Annotated in this window: 15 protein-coding genes; 8 read left to right on the forward strand and 7 right to left on the reverse strand. The window is 32.2% G+C overall.

The window, feature by feature from the left end; translation table 11 throughout:
- Positions 1–8: 8 nt before the first annotated feature.
- From porL to topA, 4 genes are all read right to left on the reverse strand, one after another.
- Entirely contained in the window at positions 9–641 is a 633-nt protein-coding gene (gene porL, locus LOS89_RS10405; protein WP_231835187.1) for a type IX secretion system motor protein PorL/GldL, read from the reverse strand.
- A gap of 57 nt (positions 642–698) precedes the next feature.
- Entirely contained in the window at positions 699–2,081 is a 1,383-nt protein-coding gene (gene porK, locus LOS89_RS10410) for a T9SS ring complex lipoprotein PorK/GldK (RefSeq protein ID WP_231835188.1), read from the reverse strand.
- Between the two features lie 156 nt (positions 2,082–2,237).
- Positions 2,238–3,386, reverse strand: a complete 1,149-nt coding sequence (locus LOS89_RS10415) for a formimidoylglutamase (RefSeq protein ID WP_231835189.1) — start codon at positions 3,384–3,386, stop codon at positions 2,238–2,240.
- A gap of 5 nt (positions 3,387–3,391) precedes the next feature.
- Positions 3,392–5,893, reverse strand: a complete 2,502-nt coding sequence (topA, locus tag LOS89_RS10420; RefSeq protein WP_231835190.1) for a type I DNA topoisomerase — start codon at positions 5,891–5,893, stop codon at positions 3,392–3,394.
- A gap of 253 nt (positions 5,894–6,146) precedes the next feature.
- Here topA and miaB point away from each other — a divergent pair, with 253 nt between their 5' ends.
- The 8 genes from miaB (at position 6,147) to groL (ending at position 13,090) form a co-directional block, all read left to right on the forward strand.
- Positions 6,147–7,595: a tRNA (N6-isopentenyl adenosine(37)-C2)-methylthiotransferase MiaB gene (miaB, locus tag LOS89_RS10425; RefSeq protein WP_231835191.1), complete on the forward strand. Its 1,449-nt coding sequence runs from the start codon at positions 6,147–6,149 to the stop codon at positions 7,593–7,595.
- Between the two features lie 41 nt (positions 7,596–7,636).
- The gene (locus LOS89_RS10430) at positions 7,637–8,008 is read left to right on the forward strand and encodes a GxxExxY protein (protein WP_166236522.1); all 372 of its coding nucleotides are present in this window, start codon (positions 7,637–7,639) and stop codon (positions 8,006–8,008) included.
- Positions 8,009–8,052: 44 nt separating this feature from the next.
- Positions 8,053–9,309, forward strand: a complete 1,257-nt coding sequence (locus LOS89_RS10435; RefSeq protein ID WP_231835192.1) for a sigma-54 interaction domain-containing protein — start codon at positions 8,053–8,055, stop codon at positions 9,307–9,309.
- Positions 9,309–9,812 (forward strand): LptE family protein, encoded by a 504-nt coding sequence (locus LOS89_RS10440; protein ID WP_231835193.1) that lies wholly within the window; start codon positions 9,309–9,311, stop codon positions 9,810–9,812. The genes LOS89_RS10435 and LOS89_RS10440 overlap by 1 nt, the downstream gene beginning before the upstream one ends.
- A gap of 15 nt (positions 9,813–9,827) precedes the next feature.
- Positions 9,828–10,634: a tetratricopeptide repeat protein gene (locus tag LOS89_RS10445; RefSeq protein ID WP_231835194.1), complete on the forward strand. Its 807-nt coding sequence runs from the start codon at positions 9,828–9,830 to the stop codon at positions 10,632–10,634.
- Complete coding sequence (gene secG / locus LOS89_RS10450) at positions 10,634–10,999, forward strand: preprotein translocase subunit SecG (RefSeq protein WP_231837067.1); 366 nt, start codon at positions 10,634–10,636, stop codon at positions 10,997–10,999. The genes LOS89_RS10445 and secG overlap by 1 nt, the downstream gene beginning before the upstream one ends.
- 139 nt (positions 11,000–11,138) lie before the next feature.
- On the forward strand, positions 11,139–11,414 hold the full coding sequence (locus tag LOS89_RS10455) for a co-chaperone GroES (protein WP_231835195.1): 276 nt from the start codon (positions 11,139–11,141) through the stop codon (positions 11,412–11,414).
- A gap of 50 nt (positions 11,415–11,464) precedes the next feature.
- On the forward strand, positions 11,465–13,090 hold the full coding sequence (groL, locus tag LOS89_RS10460; RefSeq protein WP_231835196.1) for a chaperonin GroEL: 1,626 nt from the start codon (positions 11,465–11,467) through the stop codon (positions 13,088–13,090).
- Positions 13,091–13,147: 57 nt separating this feature from the next.
- Here the strand turns inward: groL and LOS89_RS10465 are convergent, their stop codons facing one another.
- The 3 genes from LOS89_RS10465 to LOS89_RS10475 are packed head-to-tail and all read right to left on the reverse strand — an operon-like array spanning position 13,148 to position 16,260.
- Entirely contained in the window at positions 13,148–13,492 is a 345-nt protein-coding gene (locus LOS89_RS10465; protein WP_231835197.1) for a heavy-metal-associated domain-containing protein, read from the reverse strand.
- Between the two features lie 23 nt (positions 13,493–13,515).
- Positions 13,516–15,798 (reverse strand): TonB-dependent receptor, encoded by a 2,283-nt coding sequence (locus LOS89_RS10470; RefSeq protein WP_231835198.1) that lies wholly within the window; start codon positions 15,796–15,798, stop codon positions 13,516–13,518.
- Positions 15,799–15,852: 54 nt separating this feature from the next.
- On the reverse strand, positions 15,853–16,260 hold the full coding sequence (locus tag LOS89_RS10475) for an HYC_CC_PP family protein (RefSeq protein WP_231835199.1): 408 nt from the start codon (positions 16,258–16,260) through the stop codon (positions 15,853–15,855).
- Between the last annotated feature and the right edge of the window lie 29 nt (positions 16,261–16,289).

Raw genomic sequence — 16,289 nt, forward strand, 5'->3', positions numbered from 1 at the left:
AAAACTAATTATCCTCTGTTATTCATAGCAGAAAGCATACCACCATAAACTGCATTTAAAGATGCAATGTTAGATGTCATTGACTGCATTTGCTCTTTTAATTTAGCAGCATTATCAGCAATTTCTTTATTAGCTTGTGCATTTCTATCAGCACTTTCTAATTGAATTTTGTATAAATTATTTAAAGCTTCCATTTGAGCTGCAGCTGTAGTCATTTCTTCAGCATATTTCTTTTGACCTGCCATAGCATCAACAGTAGGAGAAATTGATTTTGCAGCACCTTCAAAGTTTTTAATACTATTTCCTAAGCTTGCCATTAACTCACCATCAATTTTAGCTTCTTTTAACATATTATCTAATTTTTGAGATAATAATCCTTGAGCCTCAGCTGGATTTTCTTTTTTATCTTTTGGTTTAGCCTCACCACCTGCTAATTCAGGATAAACTAAAGACCAATCTAATTCGTTTTCTACTGGTTCAAACGCTGATAATGCGAAAATCGCTGCCTCTGTTAATAAACCTACAACAAGCATTGGTCCTGCACCTGGCCAGTGCATTAATTTGAATAATGCTCCAACGATTACTACTGCCGCTCCCATTCCGTAAAGGAATCCCATCACTTTTTTGCTTAAAATTGCCATAATAAATAAAATTTAGTTAGTTAAGTTAATTATAATATAATAAAAATTGGTTAAATACTATTTTGGTCTTGTTCCTGTTGCAGCAGTACCCATATAATCTTGAACTGTTCTGAATCCGATATAACTTCTTGCAGAGTCAGCATATTCGTAATCACGAGTTGAAACTTGTAAGAAGTAAGCAACATCTTTCCAAGAACCTCCACGAACTACCTTTCTTTGATTTTTCTTATCAGCAACATGTGGATTCATTGTAGATACGAACTCATATGCTTCAGCGTAATAAGAAGACTCAGTCCATTCCGAAACATTACCAGCCATGTTGTACAAGTTGAAATCATTTGGCTCGTAAGATTTAGCTTCTACAGTGTACAAAGCACCATCAGCTGCGTAATCTCCACGATTTGGCTTGAAGTTAGCCATAAAACAACCTCTATCATTTTTAGCATAAGGACCACCCCAAGGATAAGTTCCACCTTCAATTCCACCTCTAGCAGCATATTCCCACTCAGCCTCTGTTGGTAAACGGAATGAGTTTACTTGATCTCTTCCTTTTTTCTTTTTAATATAAGCATTTTTATACATTGTTCTCCAAGCACAAAATGCTTTAGCTTGATTCCAAGAAACACCTACAACTGGATATTCTCCATAAGCTTGATGCCAAAAATAATCATTATGCATTGGCTCATTGTATGAGTAAGCGAAATCTTTTATCCATGCAGTTGTATCAGGATAGATTTCAATTGGCGGAGCATCTTCATAGAAGTTTTTACGTCCTTTTTTCTTAACCGCCTTATTTAAATCTACTTGATTGTATTTGAATTTTAATTTTGAAGCATCAATAGTTTTTAAACCATTATATGATTCAGACTCAGGTAAATACATAGAATCCATTACTTCAACGTAATATTCATCTGGATATTTACTAGGCTCTTTAACAAGCTTAATCTTTTTGTTTAATTTTCTACCTGCATAGATATCATCATCAGTTCCTACACTGTAATAATTCTCATACATGTATTTATCATAAGGAGTCATTTTCGCAGGATCAACATCAGCGAAAGCAAAATCACCAATACTTCCACCTTTACCACTCCCTGAACCAGGTTTTTGACCTTGCTCATCAGCTAAAATAGCTAAACGAGTTCTAATAGTAGAATCTTTTACCCATTCAACAAACTGACGATACTCACTATTAGTGATTTCTGTTTCATCCATATAAAATGAACGAACAGTAACCGTCTTAGTTGGCGCGTCCTGAATGTTAGCTAAATCATCATCGGATTTACCCATAATAAAGGCTCCTCCAGGGATTAACGTCATTCCGTAAGGTTTTTCGGGATGCCACTTTCTCCCTTTAACTCCTACTAATTCTCCTTTATCGCCTTTACCACAACTGATAAATAATGACAAAATTGCTGAAAATGCAACAAACTTCTTCATATAAACTTGGGTTAAATGTAATTTCTTTTTTAAGGGCGTAAACCTATTCAATAATTTTGAAAAAAACAATTTTTTTTTCAAAAACGTGCAAAAAATATTGAAATTTAACTTCACACCTGTTTTAACAATGCTTTAACACTTTGGAAAATAGCTATTTTAAACGATATTTCGTCTTTGAGCTTTCCACCATCTTTCAGGTATTTCCTGCTCGCAAGCTGCTAAATAATCTTCATGTGTGCAAGGTAATAACGTATTTCTTTTTAATTTATTGTTAACATTTGTTAAAAACGGTATTTCAATCCACCATCTTTCTGTTTTATTGCTCTTAAAAAAGACTAATTCTTCATCATCAATAGGAACAATATACTTAATGTAATTTTCTTTTGTTCCAAATGGATATTCATGAGAACGAAAACAAAATCCTTCTATAAAATACCATAAAATTTGCGAAACCAACATCGCTTCATTTTTGTTTGGATTAAAATCAAATACTCCAAACGATGTTACTTTATCACTTATTCCGGCATATCTTGACAATGCACAGATTTCTTTTCCTGTGAATCCATTTGGATTAAAAACATCAAAATTTCCTGAATAAGATGATTGAACAACATTCATATCTATACTTACTAAATCAGCATCTCTAAAAACAGGTTCTGCAACAACAATATTATTTGATACTTCTCCTAAACGATATGCCTCAAAATATAATTTTTCGATTAAATCGATTTCTTCTTGTGAATTAAAATAGGTTTGATATCCTAAATTACTATAGTTAAAAAGATTATTAGGCTCTTCAACAATTACTTTTGACAAAAATGATTCTGAAATCTTATTGGTTTCTTTTGCAAAATCAAATTGATTATCAACAGCAACCAAATTTACCATTTGATCCAAATTATCATAAGCGCGATACATTGAATAGGTTAAATCTTGACTGCCTCCAATAACAATTGGAATTATTCGTTTTTTAATCAATTCGGTAACCAAACTTTTAACAACAAAATAAGTATCTTCGATACTAGCTCCTGCTTCAATATTTCCTAAATCTACAATCGAAGCATTCCAATTGCCAGGATACAAACTATAAAATTTCTTTCTAAAATTATCAAAAGAAAAATCATCGTTATCTTTTTCAGCACCTCTATGCTCATTTACAGTAAAAATTGCAATCGAAATATTGTCTAAAATAGGAAAATCGGTTTTAGTATGAAATACAACCTTTTTGCCTAACGTTTGATTAGACAAAGATTGTAAAAAATCTTCAAAAGATTCACTTATTGGCTGTAAAAAATCAAAAACCATTTATTCTATTTCTTTTTAGCGGTTGTTTTCTTTGCAGGCGCTTTTTTAGCAGCTGTTTTTTTAGCTGGAGCTTTCTTTTCAATCATTTCTTGCACCTGAGCCAAAGTTAATTTAGATGCATCAACATCTTTACTTAATTCTATTTTGATTTTACCTTTTGTAATAACTGATCTTCCCCAACGTGCTTTTTCTACTTTAATTCCTTCTTCAGTCCAATCATGAATTACTTTATCGATATCTTTTTGTAATTTTTCTTCAATTAATTCATTTAAATCAGATTGAGATAAATTATCAAAATTGTATTTTTTGTTTACGTTAATAAACATTCCATTCCACTTTATAAATGGACCAAAACGTCCAACTCCTTTTTGAATTGGTAAATTTTGATATGTTCCGATTGGAGCATCTGCTTGTACTTTCTCATCAATTAATCCTTGAGCAGTTTCCATCGTAACGTCCATAGGATCTACTCCTTTAGGTAATGAAATGAATTGTGAACCAAAACGAACATAAGGTCCAAAACGACCATTATTTACTTCAATTTCTTCTCCTTTATATGTACCTAACTGTTTTGGAAGTAAAAATAAATTTAAAACTTCTTCTAAAGTAATATTACCAATATTTTGATCTTGACGCAAACTAGCAAATTGTTTGTTTTCATCATCTGCATCTCCAATTTGAGCCATCGCTCCATATTTACCTAAACGAACCGAAACCTGTTTACCAGAAACTGGATGAATTCCTAAAATACGTTCACCACTTTCTCTATCGGCATTCTTTTCAACATCAATTACATTTGGGTGGAAATGTTTGTAAAAATCATTCATCATTTTAGCCCAATCCACTTTTCCTTCAGCAATTTCGTCAAAATCTTGTTCTACTTTAGCCGTAAAATTATAATCTAAAATAGTATTAAAGTTTTTAACCAAGAAATCATTTACAATAATTCCAATATCTGTTGGAACTAATTTCCCTTTATCTGAACCTACATTTTCAGTTAAAACTTGCGATTTTATTGTTCCATTTTGCAAAGCAATTTGATTGTATTTTCTTTCTTGACCTTCGAAACTTCCTTTTTCCACATAAGTTCTAGCAATAATAGTAGAAATTGTAGGTGCATAGGTTGATGGACGACCAATTCCTAATTCCTCTAATTTTTTTACCAAAGAAGCTTCAGTATAACGACTTGGAGGACGTGAAAAACGTTCCGTAGCCGTGATATAATTGTTAGTCAATTTCTCATTAACTTTTAAAGCAGGTAACATTCCTTCTTGTTCTTCATCATCTTCGTCATTTCCCTCTAGATATACTTTTAAGAAACCTTCAAACTTGATAACTTCTCCAGTTGCTGTAAAAGTTTCAGAATGATTACTAGCTTCAATCTTCACATTAGTACGCTCTAATTCTGCATCACTCATTTGAGAAGCTAATGTTCTTTTCCAAATTAAATCATACAAACGTGCTTGATCTCTATCAATATCTACAGTGTGACGGGACATATCCGTTGGACGAATTGCTTCGTGTGCTTCTTGCGCTCCTTTTGATTTTGTGTTAAAATTTCTAGGTTTAGAAAATTCTTTACCATAATAACTTGTAATCTCAGCCTGAGCTGCTGTCATAGCTTCTTGCGATAAGTTTACACTATCCGTTCTCATATAAGTAATAAGTCCGGCTTCATATAAACGTTGTGCAATTTGCATGGTAATTCCAACAGGCAAATACAATTTTCTTGCAGCCTCTTGCTGTAAAGTTGAAGTTGTAAATGGTGCTGCTGGCGATTTTTTTGTTGGCTTCGTTTCTAAGTCTCCTACTTTGTAAGATGAGCCAATATTTTTATTTAAGAAATCTTCTGCTTCTTTTTTAGTTGCAAAATTCTTAGGTAATTTTGCTTTGAAAGATTTACCAGCTTCGTTTGTGAATTCAGCTGTAATGCTGTAAGAAGCTTCTGGTTTAAAATCTTGAATTTCTCTTTCTCTCTCAACAATCAAACGAACAGATACTGACTGAACACGACCAGCAGACAAACCTCCTTTTACTTTTTTCCAAAGAACTGGAGACAATTCATATCCTACCAATCTATCTAAAACTCTTCGGGCTTGTTGAGCGTTTACTAAGTTGTAATCAATTCCTCTTGGATTTTCAATTGCTTTTTGAATAGCTGTTTTTGTAATCTCATGAAAAACGATACGTTTTGTTTTTTCTGGCTTTAATTTCAATTCTTCTGCAAGGTGCCAAGAAATTGCTTCTCCTTCGCGGTCCTCATCGGAAGCCAACCAAACCATTTCGGCATTCTTAGCTAATCCTTTTAATTTGGCCACCAATGCTTTTTTATCAGACGAAACTTCGTATTTAGGTTTAAAACCATTCTCTACATCTACTCCAATTTCTCTCGAAGGCAAGTCTGCAATATGTCCATAACTTGACTCTACTTGATACTCACTTCCTAGAAATTTTTCGATAGTTTTTGCCTTTGCAGGTGACTCAACGATTACTAAATTCTTTGCCATTACTCATTTTTTTGAATCGCAAAAGTATAGGTTTTTTTTAAATTTTAACATCTCTCTCATTTTTTTACGAACAAATAACTCTTTTTTCGGATAAAATACTCCTATATATATAAGTGTAAAAACCACTAAAATTGGTTACTTACAAATAGCAAAAAAAATAAATTGAAAATTTCATGTTAAACCTTTTCTGCCATCTTGTCAGATTTTATAATTTAGTATTATCTTTGCAGACTGATTTAAAGGAAATCTTTATATGGAAAAGGAAATTGACGAGAAAAAACAAGGCCAAAGTTTGGTTTTGGATCAAAAAGAAGGAAATACAAAAAAACTTTTTATAGAAAGTTATGGTTGCCAAATGAATTTTTCGGATAGCGAAATTGTGGCATCTATACTATATGATAATGGTTACAATACCACTCAAAATCTTGAAGATGCTGATTTAGTATTAGTAAACACTTGTTCTATTCGTGATAAAGCAGAACAAACGATTCGAAAACGTTTAGAAAAATACAACGCCGTTAAAAAAATAAATCCTACAATGAAAGTTGGGGTTTTAGGTTGTATGGCTGAGCGTTTGAAAAGTCAGTTTTTAGAAGAAGAGAAAATTGTGGACATGGTGGTTGGACCTGATGCTTACAAAGATTTACCCAATTTATTAGCTGAAGTTGAAGAAGGAAGAGATGCTATCAACGTAATTCTTTCAAAAGAAGAAACGTATGGCGATATTGCTCCTGTTCGTTTAAACAGTAATGGAGTAAACGCTTTTGTATCTATCACAAGAGGTTGCGACAATATGTGTACATTCTGCGTTGTACCATTTACTCGTGGTCGTGAGCGTAGTCGTGAACCACAAAGTATCTATGATGAGATTCAAGATTTATATGATAGAGGATTTAAAGAAGTTACTTTATTAGGTCAAAATGTTGATAGTTACCTTTGGTATGGTGGCGGTTTGAAAAAAGACTTTGATAAAGCAACTGAAATGCAAAAAGCAACTGCAACTGATTTTGCTCAATTACTTGACAAATGTGCGGCATTGTTTCCAAAAATGCGTTTTAGATTTTCTACTTCGAATCCGCAAGATATGCACGAAGAAGTATTGCATGTTATTGCTAAACATCATAACATTTGCAACTACATTCACTTACCTGTTCAAAGTGGAAGCACACGAATTTTAAAAGAAATGAATCGTCAACACACGCGTGAAGAATACATGGCGTTGATTGACAAAATATATTCGATTATTCCAGATATTTCATTATCACAAGATATGATTGCTGGTTTCCCAACAGAAACAGAAGAAGATCATCAAGACACTTTAAGTTTAATGGAATATGTAAAATACGATTTCGGATTCATGTTTGCGTATTCGGAACGTCCTGGAACATTAGCTGCTCGTAAAATGGAAGACGATGTACCAGAAGAAGTTAAAAAACGTAGATTAACTGAAATTGTAGATTTACAACAAAAACACGGTTTAGAAAGAACGCAACGTTTCATCGGACAAGAAGTAGAAGTTTTGATTGAAAAAGAATCAAAACGTTCTGATGCTCATTGGAGTGGAAGAAATTCTCAAAACACAGTAGTGGTTTTCCCAAAAGAAAATTATAATGTTGGTGAATTCGTAATGGTAAAAATCACAGATTGTACAGCTGCAACTTTAATTGGAGAAGCGGTTGGATATTCTGAAATAATGAATTAAAAATATAAGCCACGGATTAAAGGATTAACACAGATTTCAATATGGGACTTTATAGAGAAGAAGAAACTTTTAAAATTATTGGAATTTGTATGGAAGTTCACAGGAATCTTGGTCCAGGATTACTTGAAGTAGTATATAAAGATGCGTTAGAAATAGAATTTAAAGCAAATAATATTCCTTTTGAAAGAGAAAAAGAATTTTCAATCGAATATAAGGGAATTATATTACCGCATAAATTTTATGCAGATTTCATTGTAAATGAAGATATTGTTTTAGAAGTAAAAGCAGTAAAAGAATTTTCTGGAGAACATACTGCACAAGTATTGAATTATATGAAACTTTCAGATTCAGAAATTGGATTATTAGTGAATTTTCAAAACAAATCATTACAACATAAAAGATTAGTTTTTTAATTAATCCGTGAAAATCATTCAATCCGTGGCAAAAAAATAAAAAAATGGAATCAGTACAAGCTATAAAACAACGATTTGAAATTATTGGGAACGACCCAAAACTCAATCGTGCCGTGGAGAAAGCCATTCAGGTTGCTCCAACGGATATTTCAGTATTGGTAACAGGTGAAAGTGGTGTTGGAAAAGAAAGCATTCCAAAAATTATACACTCGCTTTCACACAGAAAACACGGAAAATATATTGCAGTAAACTGTGGTGCAATTCCTGAAGGAACTATAGATTCAGAATTATTTGGACACGAAAAAGGTTCGTTTACAGGAGCGACTAACACGCGTGAAGGTTATTTTGAAGTAGCCGATGGAGGAACTATATTTTTGGACGAAGTTGGCGAATTACCTTTAACCACTCAAGTCCGTTTATTACGTGTTTTGGAAAATGGCGAATTTATCAAAGTAGGTTCATCGCAAGTTCAAAAAACGAATGTTCGTATAGTAGCGGCTACAAATGTAAATATGTTTGAAGCCATTGAAAAAGGAAAATTTCGAGAAGACTTATTCTATCGTTTAAGTACCGTAGATATTATGTTGCCGCCACTTCGTGAGCGTAAAGACGACATACATTTGTTATTTAGAAAATTCGCTTCAGATTTTGCTCATAAATACAAAATGCCACCTATTAAATTAGAAGATAATGCAGTAGAATTGCTTTTAAAATATAGATGGAGTGGAAATATTCGTCAATTACGAAATGTTGCCGAACAAATTTCAGTTTTAGAAACAAAACGTGATATTTCATCTCAAACACTTCTCTCCTATTTACCAATGGAAAACCCTAATTTACCATCGGTTATTGGGACACCAAAATCGGAAAGCGACTTTAGTAACGAGAGAGAAATTCTGTACAAAGTTCTTTTCGATATGAAAAGTGATTTGAACGATTTAAAAAAATTAACTTTAGAACTGATGCAAAACGGAAGTTCGAAAGTACAAGAAGCAAACAAAGGATTAATTCAAAAAATTTATGGTAAACCTGAAGAAAATGCTGTTTTTGAAGAAGAACCAAGAGTAGAAATGATTCCGAATCAAACTAATTTAATTCAGGATGAGTTTGATGATGACGACGAAAACTATTTGTTTGCAGAAACGGTTGATGAAGAAGAAACATTGAGTTTAGAAGCTAAAGAAATCGAATTGATTAAAAAATCTTTAGAAAGAAACAAAGGAAAAAGAAAAGCTGCTGCTGATGAATTAGGAATTTCGGAACGCACTTTATATAGAAAAATAAAACAATACGATTTATAATGAAGTATTTCAAAATCATACTAGTATTATCTATTTCACTTCTTTTAAATAGTTGTGGTATTTATAATATGACTGGTTCTCAACCTATTAATGCTAAAACGTTTCAGGTAAATTATTTCCAAAATAATGCACCATTAGTAGAACCTGGAATTGAAAGAACTTTTACATTAGAATTACAAGACATCATACAAAGTCAAACAAATCTAAACTTAGTTAGTCAAGGCGGTGAATTAATTTACGAAGGTGAAATTACAGATTATCGTATTACACCTATGACTGCTACTGCAGATCAAAGAGCGGCTCAAAATAGATTAACAATTACTATTTTAGTTCGATTTACAAACCGAAACAAAGAAGAAGATGATTTTGAAAAGCGTTTTTCATTCTATTATGATTTTGACGCCAATCAACAATTAGTTGGTTCACAATTAACAACAGCATTAGATGTTATTTTTGAACGTATTACACAAGATGTTTTCAATGAGTCATTAGCTAAATGGTAATTAATTTATAAACTTTTGAATATATCTGATTTAACATATCTTTTAAACAAGCCCGAAACTATAAATGAAAAGCAAACCATTGCTTTAGAAAATGTAGTTTTGCAGTTTCCTTATTTTCAAGCGGCTCGTGCTTTACACTTAAAAGGATTGTACAATCAAGAAAGTTTTAGATACAATTACGAATTAAAGAAAACAGCTGCAAACACAAGCGATAGAACTATTTTATTTGAATTTATTACTTCTGATAATTTTACAGCCATTCAGCAAGAGAAAATCGATGAAATTCAAAAATCATTATTGGATATTGAAGTTCATCATGTTGAAGAAGTTATTGTAATACCAGAAATTATACCTATAGAAATAGAAGAAACAACTCAAGAAGTTGAATCTACCACAGAAACATCAGAAGAAAAATTAGAAATTGGAAAACCTTTGCAATTTACACCATCAGAAAGGCATTCCTTTCAAGAATGGTTACAATTGACAAAATTTGCACCTATAGAACGTAATTCTGATGAAAAAAACGATGTAAACGAGGTCGAAAAACAAAAAAAACTAGACTTAATTGATAAATTTATTGAAGCTAATCCAAAAATTGCTCCAATAAAAGAAACAACCAAAGCACCTGCAAATATTAGCAAAAGCGTTGAAGAGCCAACGCATCTAATGACCGAAACTTTAGCAAAAGTATATTTGGAACAAAAAAAATATACAAAAGCCATACAAGCTTATGAAATATTAATTTTGAAATATCCAGAAAAAAGTAGTTTCTTTGCAGACCGAATAAATGAAATCAAAAATTTACAACAAAATAATAATTAATTATGGGATTCACAGGTTTTTTAATTGCGATAACAATTGTTTGTTTTTTATTAATCTTAGCTATTATGGTTCAAAACCCTAAAGGTGGAGGTTTATCTTCTTCATTTGGTGGTTCTCAACAATTAGGTGGAGTTCAAAAAACAACTGACTTTTTAGATAAAAGTACTTGGACATTAGGTGGAATTTTAATTGCTTTAATTTTACTTTCTAGTTTAAGTTTTAATGGAGCTGCATCTGGTTCTAAAGTTTTAGGTGAAGACGAAACTTCTGCTCCTTCAACTACAATCCCAACAACTCCAGAAGCTACAAAACAAGCTGCTCCTGCTGCTACACCAGCTCCAACAGCTACAGATTCTACAAAATAAGAATTAAAAAACAATATATAAATGCCAGCATGTCAGTGCTGGCATTTTTTTTAAGGAAAAATTGTCAGAAAATCGCTTTGGCACAATTTCTGAAAAACAACAAGCAACAAAATAATTTTAATAAACAAAATATACAACTATGTCATTAAACATTAAACCAATTTCAGATCGCGTAGTGATTGCTCCATTGGCAGCAGAAACTACAACAGCTTCAGGAATTATTATTCCAGACACTGCAAAAGAAAAACCTCAAAAAGGAACAGTGGTAGCCATAGGAAATGGAAAAAAAGATTACACTATGACTGTTAAGGTTGGGGATACAGTTTTATACGGTAAATATTCAGGAACTGAGTTCAAATATGAAGGTAAAGATTACCTGATTATGAGAGAAGATGAAATTTATGCAATTTTATAACAATCGAAGACTGAAAAATTAAGTAAAAACTAAAATTAAAACACAAAATTATGGCAAAAGATATAAAATTCGATATTGAAGCACGTGATGGTTTAAAACGTGGTGTTGACGCATTAGCAAATGCAGTTAAAGTAACTTTAGGACCAAAAGGAAGAAACGTAATTATTTCTAAATCATTTGGTGGGCCTACTGTAACTAAAGATGGTGTTTCTGTTGCAAAAGAAATCGAATTACAAGATCCTTTAGAAAATATGGGAGCTCAAATGGTTAAAGAAGTAGCTTCTAAAACGAATGATTTAGCTGGAGACGGAACAACTACCGCTACAGTTCTAGCACAAGCAATTGTTAAAGAGGGATTGAAAAACGTAGCTGCTGGTGCAAACCCAATGGATTTAAAAAGAGGTATCGATAAAGCAGTTGAAACTATAGTTGCAGAATTAGGGAAACAATCTGTAGCTGTTGGAGATTCTTCAGAAAAAATCAAACAAGTTGCTTCAATTTCTGCAAATAATGATGAAACTATTGGTGATTTAATCGCTACAGCATTTAGTAAAGTAGGAAAAGAAGGAGTTATTACTGTTGAAGAAGCTAAAGGAACTGATACTTATGTAGATGTTGTTGAAGGAATGCAATTTGACAGAGGTTATTTATCGCCTTACTTCGTAACAGATGCTGACAAAATGGTTGCTGAATTGAGTAATCCTTATGTTTTATTGTACGACAAAAAAATTTCTAATTTACAAGAGTTATTACCAGTTTTAGAACCAGTTGCTCAATCAGGAAGACCATTATTAATTATTGCTGAAGATGTTGACGGACAAGCGTTAGCTACTTTAGTAGTGAACAAACTACGTGGTGGATTAAAAATAGCTGCGGTTAAAGCACCTGGATTTGGTGATAGAAGAAAAGCAATGTTAGAAGATATTGCTATTTTAACTGGTGGAACTGTGATTGCTGAAGAAAGCGGATATTCATTAGAAAACGCTACTCTTGATATGCTAGGTACTGCAGAAAACATTACTATTGACAAAGACAACACTACAATTGTAAATGGTTCTGGAGATGCTGAAAACATCAAAGCAAGAGTAAATCAAATTAAATCGCAAATTGAAACTACAACTTCTGATTACGACAGAGAAAAATTACAAGAACGTTTGGCTAAATTAGCTGGTGGTGTTGCTGTTTTATATGTTGGTGCTGCTTCTGAAGTTGAAATGAAAGAGAAAAAAGACCGTGTAGATGACGCTTTACATGCTACTCGTGCTGCAGTTGAAGAAGGAATTGTTGCTGGTGGTGGAGTTGCTTTAGTAAGAGCAAAAGCTGCATTAGCAAATGTAAAAGCTGAGAACGCAGATGAAGCAACCGGAATTCAAATTGTAAATAAAGCAGTAGAAGCACCATTACGTACAATTGTAGAAAATGCAGGTGGTGAAGGTTCTGTAGTAATTGCTAAAGTAACAGATGGAACTGCTGATTTTGGATTCAATGCAAAAACAGGAGAATATGTTCAAATGTTATCAGCTGGAATTATCGACCCTAAAAAAGTAACTCGTGTAGCATTAGAAAATGCTGCTTCAGTTGCGGGTATGATTTTAACTACTGAATGTGCATTAATCGATATTAAAGAAGATACTCCTGCAATGCCAATGGGCGGAGGAATGCCAGGAATGATGTAATTAAAAAATTAATAGTTTATAAAAAAACCGATTAGATTTTCTAATCGGTTTTTTTTATTACTCCATTCTTTCGTATAAACAACAACCATGCAACTTCTCGTAAACCGCATCACTTGCTTTTATATACTGTGTATCATGGCCAGCTAACGCAATTGCTTTGGCAACATCTTCTTTAGAACATTTAGTTTCATCAATGATTAAATGAATATCTCCATGTTCGGAATGCCATTCAGCACTTTTAACTCCTTTAACTGAATAAGCAGCTTTTTCTATTCGCTTTTCACACATTCCACAATTTCCAGCTACTTTAAACTCTACATTTTTGTTTTTGCTTTTCTTTTCTTGTGCTACCATTGTAAATGAAAAAAGACAAGCTAATACTAATAAAACTAATTTTTTCATATTTCTATTTGTTTTTAAATTGATTAATTAAGAGCTTCATGCTCTTCCATGTTATGATTTTCTTTTCTATCTTTTATTTTAAAACGTAATCCAGCATAATACATTGCACCAAATGTTGGCCCATATATCATACTACTATCAAAATAAGTACCAAACGGGTTATCATTTTGAACAATTCCATTTTTTTGTTTGTAATTCCCCATATTCTCACCTCCTACATACACTTCAAATGTGCTAGAAAATGTTCTTGTAATTTGCGCATTTAAAACCCCAAATGCAGGCGCATATTCATTCAATTGATAAGCAGTAGGATTCGACTGTGTAAACGGTAATCTTTGTTCACCTAACCAATTATATGTAACATCAAATTTCCACTGTTGTCCTTTGTCTTTAATATGTGTTTCATAAGCTAAATTACCAAAAACTCTGTGCTTAGCCTGAAGCGCTCTTTGCATTTGTCCTGTAGTAAACTGAGTTTGCACATCGTAATACTTATAAGCAGTTTTAAAAGTCAAATGCGTCATTAAATCAATAGAAAATTCAGCTTGAAATGAATTTGCGAAACTTTTTCCATCTAAATTATAAAACAATACTTCTTGAGGAGAATAATCGATATCTACTACAGCTTGGTTTTGGAAATCTGTACGATAATAATCTAAAATTATTTCAGAATCTTTTCCAGCTAATTTGAATTTTTGAATAAAACTCAAACCATAATTCCAAGCTATTTCAGGATCTAAACCATATAATTTTCCGTTTGTATTTAAAATTGAAAAACTTCTATTTGATGCAAATAATTGTTGGTTTTCGGCAAAAATATTAGCCGCACGTTTTCCTCTTCCTGCTGAAGCTCTAATTACTGCTTCTTTCCAAGGATTGTAACGAATATGCAATCTTGGTGTAATAAAAGTTCCTAAACGATTGTGATTATCAACACGTCCACCAGCAACTAAACTGAAATTATCCGAATTATCATAAGTATATTCGAAAAATGCCCCAACAGAATTATCAACTCTTGAGAAATCGCGACTAAAATTCACATCAACTAACTCATTATAATCGTCATACGAAAAATTAATTCCTGTTGTAAATTTATTTTTAGTGTTATTGATTATAGAATTAAATAAAAGATTTGAATAAAAACTTTTCTGTTGAATATTGTATTGGTTTAACCCAAAATACGATTCTTGTTTGTGTGATTGAAATGAATTTTGGAATCCAAAACTTTGATAGGGCATATCTGGAAATACATAACCTGTTTTGTTTGAAATCTCAATCTTTTCGGTATTAATTTCACTTCCCCAAGCATTCGTTGTTAATCTATCTGTATCAGGATTAAATTTCATTTCTCCAGCTTGTTTTTCATCGTTCATATATCGAACATTTAAAAAACTAACAATTCCATTTTCAGCATCGTTGTATTGCCAACGATTTAAAATATTAACTTGTTTTCCAATTGGTCCATCTAAAAAACCATCATTATTCATATCATTTTTACCTACACGAGTATTTCCGTGTAAGAATAATGTTGAACTTAATTTATCTGAAAATTTATTATTAAAATGCGTGTTAATTTCATAACGCTGATCTTGCGATGCATAAGCATTCAAGAAAAATGGAATGTCATTTATAGGTTTTAAAACCTCGTAATTAATTTGTCCCGAAATACTTTCATAACCATTAATTACACTTCCAGCACCTTTAGTAATCTGAATACTTTCAACCCACGTCCCAGGAACAAAAGACAAACCGTAAGCTTGTGATGCTCCACGAACAGAAGGAATATTTTCTTCGGCAATTAAAATATACGGACTTGTTAATCCTAACATTTTTATTTGTCGATTTCCTGTTACTGCATCAGAAAAATTCACATCGATAGAAGGATTGGTACTAAAACTTTCAGACAAGTTACAACAAGCTGCTTTTAACAACTCCTTCTGTCCCATCACTTGTACATTTTGAACCTTATACAAAGAGTGTTCGGTTCCTTTTTTAGTTTTAGCAATAGTAACTTCTCTAAGTGTATTAACTTCTTTTAAAATAACAGAAACAGCATTGCTAACTACGTCTATTTTTTGAGTTTCAAAACCAATATAACTAACAACTAACGAAGAAGTTTCTGGTGATTTCTTTAAAGTAAAATTTCCATTTTCGTCAGTTGTGGTTCCAATAGAAGTATTGAACCAAAAGACATTTGCCCCTAACAAAGGCTGATTATTTTCGTCTGTAACTATTCCTTTAATGGTTTCTTGTGAATAAATAAAAGTAGAAACAAAGAATAGCAAAAACGCTATATTTTTAAACATAATGATTTATTTATTGTTATTAATTCTTTATAAAGTCAGAATAAAAACAATAAATTATGCGTAAAAAACCAATTGACAATATAGTTTATAGAGTGGCGGTGCATTTGAATCGCAATAAAATGCAGCGTCGTTTGATGTTGTAGAAAATGGCACAAACGGAACCAAAGTTGCAGTCCATTCTGTATTAAAAACCGCTTGATCTAAATCTAATTGAAGTACTTTAACAAGAACATCATCGGTTTTCTTTTCTACTTTAATAAGTTTATTTGAACAACATGAACTATGCGAATTTTCTTTCACACAACAAGAGGTTGTTTTCTCTACATACGGTTCTTCTTCATGAAATTGAAATGAAACAGAAGCTATTTCATCTTTACAATAATGCACAGATAGACTCAACCCTAAATTGGCTAGCAATATTAGAGAAGCAAGAAGTGTACTTATGTATTTTTTCAAATTCATTAGTGCAAAAGTATAAAATTGAAAATTAA

The organism is Flavobacterium channae (genome assembly GCF_021172165.1).
Lineage (GTDB): Bacteria > Bacteroidota > Bacteroidia > Flavobacteriales > Flavobacteriaceae > Flavobacterium > Flavobacterium channae.

What these genes read in the sequence shown, in the direction of transcription:
- porK (WP_231835188.1), bottom strand. Translation starts at nt 2,081, where the DNA reads ATGAAGAAGTTTGTTGCATTTTCAGCAATTTTGTCATTATTTATCAGT.
- topA (WP_231835190.1), bottom strand. Translation starts at nt 5,893, where the DNA reads ATGGCAAAGAATTTAGTAATCGTTGAGTCACCTGCAAAGGCAAAAACT.
- LOS89_RS10415 (WP_231835189.1), bottom strand. Translation starts at nt 3,386, where the DNA reads ATGGTTTTTGATTTTTTACAGCCAATAAGTGAATCTTTTGAAGATTTT.
- LOS89_RS10430 (WP_166236522.1), top strand. Translation starts at nt 7,637, where the DNA reads ATGGGACTTTATAGAGAAGAAGAAACTTTTAAAATTATTGGAATTTGT.
- LOS89_RS10435 (WP_231835192.1), top strand. Translation starts at nt 8,053, where the DNA reads ATGGAATCAGTACAAGCTATAAAACAACGATTTGAAATTATTGGGAAC.
- LOS89_RS10455 (WP_231835195.1), top strand. Translation starts at nt 11,139, where the DNA reads ATGTCATTAAACATTAAACCAATTTCAGATCGCGTAGTGATTGCTCCA.
- LOS89_RS10470 (WP_231835198.1), bottom strand. Translation starts at nt 15,798, where the DNA reads ATGTTTAAAAATATAGCGTTTTTGCTATTCTTTGTTTCTACTTTTATT.
- miaB (WP_231835191.1), top strand. Translation starts at nt 6,147, where the DNA reads ATGGAAAAGGAAATTGACGAGAAAAAACAAGGCCAAAGTTTGGTTTTG.
- LOS89_RS10440 (WP_231835193.1), top strand. Translation starts at nt 9,309, where the DNA reads ATGAAGTATTTCAAAATCATACTAGTATTATCTATTTCACTTCTTTTA.
- groL (WP_231835196.1), top strand. Translation starts at nt 11,465, where the DNA reads ATGGCAAAAGATATAAAATTCGATATTGAAGCACGTGATGGTTTAAAA.
- porL (WP_231835187.1), bottom strand. Translation starts at nt 641, where the DNA reads ATGGCAATTTTAAGCAAAAAAGTGATGGGATTCCTTTACGGAATGGGA.
- LOS89_RS10465 (WP_231835197.1), bottom strand. Translation starts at nt 13,492, where the DNA reads ATGAAAAAATTAGTTTTATTAGTATTAGCTTGTCTTTTTTCATTTACA.
- LOS89_RS10475 (WP_231835199.1), bottom strand. Translation starts at nt 16,260, where the DNA reads ATGAATTTGAAAAAATACATAAGTACACTTCTTGCTTCTCTAATATTG.